The organism is Candidatus Nealsonbacteria bacterium, assembly GCA_019923605.1.
Classification (GTDB): domain Bacteria; phylum Patescibacteriota; class Minisyncoccia; order Minisyncoccales; family CSSED10-335; genus JAHXGM01.
In genome coordinates this window covers 25,049-33,221 of the sequence record JAHXGM010000007.1, presented here as the reverse complement: position 1 = coordinate 33,221, position 8,173 = coordinate 25,049, and the positions used below count along the sequence as shown (strand labels likewise).

Below are 8,173 nucleotides of genomic sequence, written 5' to 3'. Positions count from 1 at the left end.
CCATGCTGCGCTCTCATTCCGCTTCGCTTCATTCGGGACGCCTAACAAGGTATATGCAAGAAAAGGCTCAGCCCGCCTTTTCTCCAAATTCCTCCTCTCTTCAAAGCTCGGAACTTCGCATATACCTGAACGTTATCTGAAATAAGCAATATTTATTTCCTTTTTAATAAAAAATTTTCCTCTAATATGAAACCGAAATTGAAACTTGCCATAGATATAAAAGCTGACGTCCAAAACGCTAAGCGGTTTGTTAATCATGGCGAGTTCGTGGATTGGTTTTTGCCTCTAAATTTCCAATATATAACCAGTAAAAAGTTTTTTCTTTCCGAAAGAAACAAAATTATTTCTGAATACACGAAGCATATCCATAAAATGAACGAAAAGGAAATTTTAAAAGGAGTTGAAGAAACAAAAAAGCGATGGTTAAAAATTGAGTGCAAATTTTACAGTCTTGTTGATAAAATTTTTTTAGGGCACGACTGGCCAAAAGGAAAATATATTGGATATGTTTCTATATATCTGATGTTTCCCAGAAATATCAAAGAGAAAACTTTTTACTTTCCATATTCCAACAATAAATGGAATCCGATCAGCACGATTGCTCATGAGATGTTGCATTTTATTTTCTTTGACTACATCAATAGTAAATATAAAATAAAAGAAAATGACGAATTTAGAGACAAAAACCCAAAATATGTATGGCAAGTTTCGGAAACTTTCAATACAGTAATTGAAAACTGGCAACCATACAAAAATATTGTTGGTTCTAAAGATGTTAAGCCATATCCTGGTTGTGAGAAAATGTTCAAGACAATGACTAAGCAATGGTCTGCCAATCAAGATATTGAAAGTTTTCTAAACAAGTGGTTATTAAAGGAAAATTTTTAAAGTAAGGAGTAAAATAAATATTACTTACATCAGATAACAAAGAATGTCTGGTTCAGTAATTTTTTATCAATATTATTAACAATGTGTAAAAAATTCTTTCAACCTATATTTTTGTCTCTTTTTTTGAAATATAATAAGGAACCGAGACAAAAACATCAGATATTCTTAAACATTATCTGAAATTTATGATATTATAAAAATAAGATTTATCCCAAACTTTATAAATTTTAATCTTTAACTAAATTACTATGACTAATAAATCAAAAAAACTATCAATCGTTGTTTCTGGTTCTTTTAGAAAATATTTTGAAGGTATTTCAAAAATAATAAAAGAATTTGATGAATTGGATATACAAGTTCTTTCACCAAAACTTTCAAAAGTTATAAATCCTGAACATGAATTTGTCATTTTGGAAACAGATGATACCGATGACCCAAAAACTTTGGAACAACGGCATTTAGATGCAATTGAAAAAGCAGATGCTCTTTATATCTATAATTTAGATGGATATATTGGAGCTTCAGCCACTCTGGAGTTGGGTTGGGCTATCGCACTAGGAAAACCAATCTATACAAAAGAACAATCAGAAGATTTTACATTAAAACTTTTTTCTGGAAAAGTTGCTACTCCAATTGAAGTTAAAAAAGAATTATTGAATAAAAAGAGTTATTTAATAAATACAATCAATAACCGTTCATCTGTAAAAAGTTTACAAGAATACATTCATAATGTTATTGTTCAACGTGGTTTTGATGAAGAAACACCAACCGACATTATGTTGTTGATGGTTGAGGAAATAGGCGAACTTGCTAAGGCATTAAGAAAATATGTTGGATTAAAAATTGATCAAGACAAAAAAGATAAATACGCTCAACTAGAACATGAATTAGCCGATGTTTTTATTTATTTGTTGGACTTAGCTAATGTTTGCAAGATAGATTTGTTTCAAGCATTAAAAGATAAAGAGCAGAAAAACAACAAACGTTTTTGGAATAAAGGATAAATGAATGGTGGTCTAAACATCATATAACACTGGCTATGCGGTTCCGCTTCGCTTTACCTATATTACTCCCTACGGTCGCAACATTGCATAGCCAAAAACATTATCCAAAATAATTTAATAATTTTTTACCACTTATGGAATTTTTACTTTTAATAATCATAATAATCTTCGGAATTTTTTATTTTTTCAAAGATAAGATATTAGAATTGTTGAGGCAACAACACGATGAGCGGCTCCAGAAAATTTCCTTTATTAATATAATAATGAGTAAAATTTTCTTTCCGGCCCAAGTTTCATCGGGAAACGTTGTCCGACATACATTTTTTATCTTTTTGAGGAGGTTTTCCGCGTCGCTTTAAAAAATAAAGAAGCAAGACGAAATTTTTGGCTTAGTTGCCTTCTAAAATCCAGTTTCTGGTGAGTTCTTCGTTGTCTCTTTATATAAATGTAAATTAATTAACAAAATAAATTTATTTATCAAAACATATTGTTTCTGGTGAGTTCTTCGTTGTCTCTTTATATAAATGTAAATTAATTAACAAAATAAATTTATTTATCAAAACATATTGTTTGGTCTTTAATTTTATGATATATTAAGATAGCAATTAAAATTCATATATCAGAATGAAAAAATCATCAATTTATATTTTATTAGGTATTGTTTTGCTATTCGCACTAATCTTCTATGGAATCCATATGATTTCTAATGGAACAGATCAGCCCGATGATGAAATTGTAATAGATAAACCTGATATGATAGGAAATATTTACTCACTTTCTGAAGAGAAAATTTTAGTTGCCGAAGGGATTGAGGGAGATGTATATACCGGTGATCCGAATCAATTTATTGGTGAAGTTATTTGGCTTACAATAGGAGAAAATACAGAAATTATAGACAAAAATGGGCTAAGCATAGATTTTGGAAGATTAACGATTGGATCAAGGGTAGAAATTTGGGTAGACGGGCCAGTTCTACAAACTTATCCGACACAGGGAATAGCATTAAGGATTGTTTTAATTGAAGAGGAATTATTAACATCGGAATGTTTTATTGGCGGTTGTGCTAGAGAATTATGTTCAAGTGACCCTGATTCCATAAGTACCTGTGAATTTCTTGCCGGTATGGAGTGCTTGGAACAAGGAATGGCTTGTGAATTTATAGACAATGAGTGTACCTGGGTTTTGTCTGAAGAATCAGCATTATGTTTTATGAAAGTTGAAGAAGAATACGGGGCAGTAGTTCGAGAAACTAGAATAGGTTATTTATTTAAAAAAGCGGAAGAACTTATAACAAACAAACCTTAAAAAAATGAATCAAACACTTAAAAATCTTGCAATGGCTTTTATTGGAGAAAGTCAGGCTAGAAATAGATATGATCTTTATGCTAACAAGGCTAAAGAAGAAGGATTTATCCAAATTCACAATATCTTTAAAGAAACTGCTGAGCATGAACGTCAACATGCTAAATGGATCATGCGGATGATTAATGAAATAAAGAGTGAAGATAATAATCCTGAGTTAAACGAAATAGAAGTGGTTGCGGGTTGTCCTACAATTCTTGGAGAAACTAAGGAGAATCTAAAAGCCGCTATTAAAGGGGAAAATTATGAACACAGTGAAATGTATCCAGAATTTGCTAATACTGCTAAGGAAGAGGGTTTTTCTAGGATTGCTGCTAGACTGCGAGCCATTGCTGAAGCAGAAAAGCATCACGAGGAAAGGTACTTAAAATTATTAGAGCAACTTAATAGGGAGACTATTTTTAAGAAAGAAACCGAAGTTACTTGGTATTGTCTTGAGTGTGGTAGAGAACATGTAGGTGTTAATCCTCCGGAAATATGTCCATCTTGTGATCATCCTAAAGGATATTTTCAAATTAAGTGTGAGCAGTTCTAGGATAGTCGTAATTAATTAATTACCCGAAATATATGTCGGGTTTTTATTTTAATTAATAATATCTTTAATAGGCATAGTCCTTTTCTTTTTTAAAAACATGTCGTATGCTCTAAACTGTTATGAAAAACAAATCAATCCTTAAATTCAATAAAGTTTCATTTGGCTATGAAGAAAGCAACCCTCTTTTAGATGAGGTTGACTTTGCTATTCGTCAATTTACTAAAACCACTATTATGGGCCAAAACGGTGCTGGAAAGAGCACTATATTTAGCCTTATCACTAAAGATATTCAACCAGAGGATGGAACTGTAATTGCTGATAATGATATTTCTATTGCCATTGCTCGGCAAGTAATTCTTCGGGATGAAATGAATCTTACGGTTCGAGACTTTTTTCATAAATATCTCTCAAAATCTCTTGGAAAGAAAATATACGATATTGATGTGAAAATAGACAGTGTTTTAGATGTGGTCAATCTTAAAGTTTCACATGATAAAACAGTTAAGTCTTTATCGGGTGGTCAACAAGCAAGATTATTGCTCGCCTCCGCTCTTATTCAAAATCCGGATCTTCTTTTACTTGATGAACCAACCAATAATTTAGATAAAGAAGGAATAGAGCATCTTGCAAAATTTTTAATTGAATACGAAAAGACCTGTATAGTCATTTCTCATGATGCTATTTTTTTAAATTCTTTTACAGATGGTGTTTTGTATCTTGATACATTCACAAGAAAAGTGGAACAATATACAGGTAATTACTTCGATGTGCAAAAGCAAATCACCGCTCGACAAGAAAGAGAGAATAGGAAAAACGCACAACTTGCAAAGGAGATTATAGAGAATAAGGAAAAGGCAAACTTTTTCGCAAAAAAGGGAGGGAAGTTGCGTCTGGTGGCTAAAAAGATGAGGGAAAAAGCAGAAGAATCTGAAAGCAAGAAAGTTATTACAAGAAAAGAAGACAAAACGATTAGACCTTTTATTATCCCGTCACAATCTGAGATGTCTGGAGTAATCCTCAAAATATTTAAATTCAAGTCTATTAGGGGAGATAAAATAATTGAGCAAAGTATAAATCTAGAAATTGGAAGAAATGAACATCTTTTGTTAAAGGGACCAAATGGTATTGGTAAAAGCACTCTTTTGGAATTAATTGCAAAAAATAATTCAGGTAGCTCTAAGATATCTCCTGATATAAAGGTGGGTTATTATCGTCAAGATTTCTCAACTTTAAATTTCGAAGATACTGTTTATAAATCTCTTTTTCAAACTGCTGAGGATCAAACAGAACAGGGAATGAGAAGTATAGCAGCCGGATTTCTTATCACTGACGAATTAATAAAGAAAAAAATAGGAGATTTATCTGAAGGACAAAAGGGACTAGTTGCTTTTGCCAAGCTTGTTTTGCAAAAGCCAGGACTTCTTATCTTGGATGAGCCAACCAATCATATAAATTTTCGCCATATTCCAATTATTGCTGAGGCTTTAAACAAATATGACGGAGCTATGATTGTAGTAAGTCATGTGCCAGATTTTGTAAGAAAAATTCGTATTGATAATACTTTAGACTTAGAGACAGGGAAGCTTAATGGATAGTATTTTACTTGTAATCATAAACTACCACTGGGCTAATAAAAGTTACGGCGGGCCATGAGAACAGAGAGACTCTTTGGGTTTTAAAAACTTGTGTTCATGTTGAAGAGCACAAGGGGGTCTTCGTCGTATGGTTTGACGAAGAGGCGAATGTAGGGAAAATTAAAAAAAGATTTCCCGAAATTAAAAGACTCCTTAAGAGCTCTTTTCATTTCTTTAAGTTATCCACAGCATTCTTTTTTATAAGACTGTGGTATAATTAATTGTCTAGTGGTTGGTATTATTTAAATTGATAAATAGCTTTTATATTATTTATGGAATCATTTGTAAAATCAGATTTATTCTTTTTTATCACCGGATTTTCAGTAATACTCATAACTTTATTTTGGTTGATATTTATAGCGATGGCATTATATTTTGCTTATAAGATATTAAAGAATTTAAAAATCATATCTTCTATTTTAAAAGATCAAACTGAAAAAATATCTTCAGGTACTGATAAGGTTAGAGATAAAATAATTACTGATGTTGAAGAGATTAGGAAAGAGACAAAGACTAGTGCCCTAATTTTCTTTAGGCTATTTAAAAATATTTCTAAAAATTTTTTGGAACCTAAAGGTCGCAATAAAACTAAAAAAAAGTAATTATATGGCAAAGAAAAAAGTAACAAAAAAAGAAGCCACGATCAAAAAGGTGGGAAAAGATATCACTATCGTAGGTTTGGTAGCAGCCACTTCTGTTGCTGGCTATTTCCTGTACGGTCCTAAAGGGGGCAAAAACAGAAAGAAACTAAAGGGGTGGATGCTCAAAATGAAGGGAGAAGTTTTAGAAAAAGTTGAATCCCTCAAAGAAGTTAATAAGGATATTTATGAGGAAATAGTTGATCAAGTTACTGATAAATACAAGAAAGCAAAGGACATCAGTGAGAAAGAGGTTGAAGAATTATCCAAGAAATTCAAGAGTTATTGGTCTAGTATTCAGAAGAGTAATGCCCCAAAGAAAAAGCCAGCTACCAAGAAGAAAATTATTAAAAAGTAGATAGATATTTTAAAATCCCCCACTTCTAAAGTGGGGGACTTTATTTATATTACCTTATCTGTAACTGAAGATATTTTTTAAAAAGAAAGGAAAGAATTTAATCTGAAGCTTCATCAATATATGTATCGCTACAACTTCGAGAGAAGACATGGAGGAATTGGTTACTTGACACCTAAGCAAAAATTATTAAAATTAGAATTAAGAATCTCATCAGAAGAAAATTCTAAAGCACGATCTGATAAGCCCCAGAGATCAGCTGAGAGTCGAACAGTTAATCAATCAACAACTATTAATTCTAATCAGTTCGTTGCCAAAGTGGTTGGATAGTACAAATTAAATATACTAAATCATGATAGCGAAACTCTATATTATTTCTGGACTTAAAAAAGAAAAAAGACTGGATGAAAAAATCGCCTCGAAATTTAAACAGAGCTTGAAATATTAAATAACATACAAATGCGACTAGGTGAAATTAAGAAGGAATTGAGAATATTTAGAGAAAAAAGGACAAGAAGAAACACTGTTCAGCGTCAAAATTAAAAGTTTACACAGCGAATAATTTTATAATAAAATATAAATAATATGAAGATAAAAAAAGAAATAAAACTTCCTGCAGAGCGAGTTGCCGCGCGTAAGAAGAAAGATGTTTCTAAAAAGAAAAAAGCAGTAAAGACAGCTACGCTGATGAGATTTGAGGAGAATCCGATAATCTCGTCAAAGACTGAAAACAGTTGGGAAGCTTGGCAAACTTTCAATCCCGGTGCAATTTTGCTTAACGACAAAGTTCATTTTCTCTACAGAGCCATCGGAGAAGATGGCCTTTCCCGTTTTGGTTATGCGGCTTCAAATGACGGTTTTTATGTTGATGATCGGCTTTCTTATCCGATTTATGAACACCAAACTGGACAGCGTCCTTCTTTCAATGTCTTCTCTTATTTTTCCGGCGGGAGTTTTGGGGGAGCCGAAGATCCCCGCATTGTCAGAGTAAATGAGGAAGATACACTTTATATGACCTATACTGCATGCGATGAAGGATTGCGGGTAGCGCTTGCTTCAATAAAAGTTAATGACTTTTTAAATAAGAGGTGGAATTGGAAACCGCCGGTATTAATCTCGCCGCCCGGGGAAGTTCATAAGAATTGGGTTATCTTTCCAGAAAAAATAAACGGCAAGTATGCCATCTTGCACAGCATTAACCCAGAAATTAAGTTCATAAGAATTGGGTTATCTTTCCAGAAAAAATAAACGGCAAGTATGCCATCTTGCACAGCATTAACCCAGAAATTTTAATAGATTACTTTGATGATTTAAATTTTAACGGCAGAACATACATTAAAAGTTACTATAACAGTAAAATCAGAAAAAATTGCTGGGATAGTTGGGTCAGGGGAGCAGGCGCTCCACCTTTGAAAACTAAATACGGTTGGTTGGTGTTCTATCAAGCGATGGAGGAATGTGATTTTAGTAAGTATAAAGTCGGGGCGATGCTTTTGGATTTTAACGATCCGACTAAAATACTTAGTCGTTCAAGGGAACCGGTTTTAGAACCGAATGAATTTTATGAAAATGTTGGTTTCAAACCAGGAGTTGTTTATGTGACCGGAGCGGTGGTAAAAGATGACTCGCTTCTTGTGTATTACGGTGGCGCGGATAGTTACGTTTGCGTTGCCTCGGCCCCTTTCGAAGAATTTGTTGAAGCATTGGTAAAAGAGACCAAGCCGAAACTTAAAGTTAAAACCCTAAAGAAAAAATAA

The 8,173-nt window shown here is 32.7% G+C and carries 10 protein-coding genes; all 10 read left to right on the top strand.

Translation table 11 applies throughout. From position 1 onward, the window contains the following. Positions 1–186: 186 nt before the first annotated feature. The 10 genes from KY054_01775 to KY054_01730 all read left to right on the top strand — a co-directional run bounded on the left by KY054_01775 (position 187) and on the right by KY054_01730 (position 8,173). On the top strand, positions 187–888 hold the full coding sequence (locus tag KY054_01775) for a hypothetical protein (GenBank protein MBZ1356484.1): 702 nt from the start codon (positions 187–189) through the stop codon (positions 886–888). Positions 889–1,136: 248 nt separating this feature from the next. Then, positions 1,137–1,892 carry a hypothetical protein gene (locus KY054_01770; GenBank protein ID MBZ1356483.1) on the top strand — a complete coding sequence of 252 codons (756 nt, stop codon included), beginning with the start codon at positions 1,137–1,139 and terminating at the stop codon, positions 1,890–1,892. 624 nt (positions 1,893–2,516) lie between these two features. Continuing rightward, positions 2,517–3,197 carry a hypothetical protein gene (locus tag KY054_01765; protein ID MBZ1356482.1) on the top strand — a complete coding sequence of 227 codons (681 nt, stop codon included), beginning with the start codon at positions 2,517–2,519 and terminating at the stop codon, positions 3,195–3,197. Positions 3,198–3,201: 4 nt separating this feature from the next. Next, complete coding sequence (locus tag KY054_01760; protein MBZ1356481.1) at positions 3,202–3,789, top strand: rubrerythrin family protein; 588 nt, start codon at positions 3,202–3,204, stop codon at positions 3,787–3,789. Positions 3,790–3,908: 119 nt separating this feature from the next. Further along, on the top strand, positions 3,909–5,384 hold the full coding sequence (locus tag KY054_01755; protein MBZ1356480.1) for an ATP-binding cassette domain-containing protein: 1,476 nt from the start codon (positions 3,909–3,911) through the stop codon (positions 5,382–5,384). Between the two features lie 311 nt (positions 5,385–5,695). Further along, entirely contained in the window at positions 5,696–6,025 is a 330-nt protein-coding gene (locus KY054_01750) for a hypothetical protein (protein ID MBZ1356479.1), read from the top strand. A 4-nt stretch (positions 6,026–6,029) separates the two neighbouring features. Beyond that, positions 6,030–6,419 (top strand): hypothetical protein, encoded by a 390-nt coding sequence (locus KY054_01745; protein ID MBZ1356478.1) that lies wholly within the window; start codon positions 6,030–6,032, stop codon positions 6,417–6,419. A 120-nt stretch (positions 6,420–6,539) separates the two neighbouring features. Then, the gene (locus KY054_01740; GenBank protein MBZ1356477.1) at positions 6,540–6,746 is read left to right on the top strand and encodes a transposase; all 207 of its coding nucleotides are present in this window, start codon (positions 6,540–6,542) and stop codon (positions 6,744–6,746) included. Between the two features lie 255 nt (positions 6,747–7,001). Further along, the gene (locus tag KY054_01735) at positions 7,002–7,664 is read left to right on the top strand and encodes a hypothetical protein (GenBank protein ID MBZ1356476.1); all 663 of its coding nucleotides are present in this window, start codon (positions 7,002–7,004) and stop codon (positions 7,662–7,664) included. After that, entirely contained in the window at positions 7,646–8,173 is a 528-nt protein-coding gene (locus tag KY054_01730; GenBank protein MBZ1356475.1) for a glycosidase, read from the top strand. Before KY054_01735 ends, KY054_01730 begins: the two co-directional genes overlap by 19 nt.

Excerpts from the sequence above, each read along its gene's own strand:
- KY054_01775 (MBZ1356484.1), top strand. The coding sequence starts at position 187 with ATGAAACCGAAATTGAAACTTGCCATAGATATAAAAGCTGACGTCCAA.
- KY054_01770 (MBZ1356483.1), top strand. The coding sequence starts at position 1,137 with ATGACTAATAAATCAAAAAAACTATCAATCGTTGTTTCTGGTTCTTTT.
- KY054_01765 (MBZ1356482.1), top strand. The coding sequence starts at position 2,517 with ATGAAAAAATCATCAATTTATATTTTATTAGGTATTGTTTTGCTATTC.
- KY054_01760 (MBZ1356481.1), top strand. The coding sequence starts at position 3,202 with ATGAATCAAACACTTAAAAATCTTGCAATGGCTTTTATTGGAGAAAGT.
- KY054_01755 (MBZ1356480.1), top strand. The coding sequence starts at position 3,909 with ATGAAAAACAAATCAATCCTTAAATTCAATAAAGTTTCATTTGGCTAT.
- KY054_01750 (MBZ1356479.1), top strand. The coding sequence starts at position 5,696 with ATGGAATCATTTGTAAAATCAGATTTATTCTTTTTTATCACCGGATTT.
- KY054_01745 (MBZ1356478.1), top strand. The coding sequence starts at position 6,030 with ATGGCAAAGAAAAAAGTAACAAAAAAAGAAGCCACGATCAAAAAGGTG.
- KY054_01740 (MBZ1356477.1), top strand. The coding sequence starts at position 6,540 with ATGTATCGCTACAACTTCGAGAGAAGACATGGAGGAATTGGTTACTTG.
- KY054_01735 (MBZ1356476.1), top strand. The coding sequence starts at position 7,002 with ATGAAGATAAAAAAAGAAATAAAACTTCCTGCAGAGCGAGTTGCCGCG.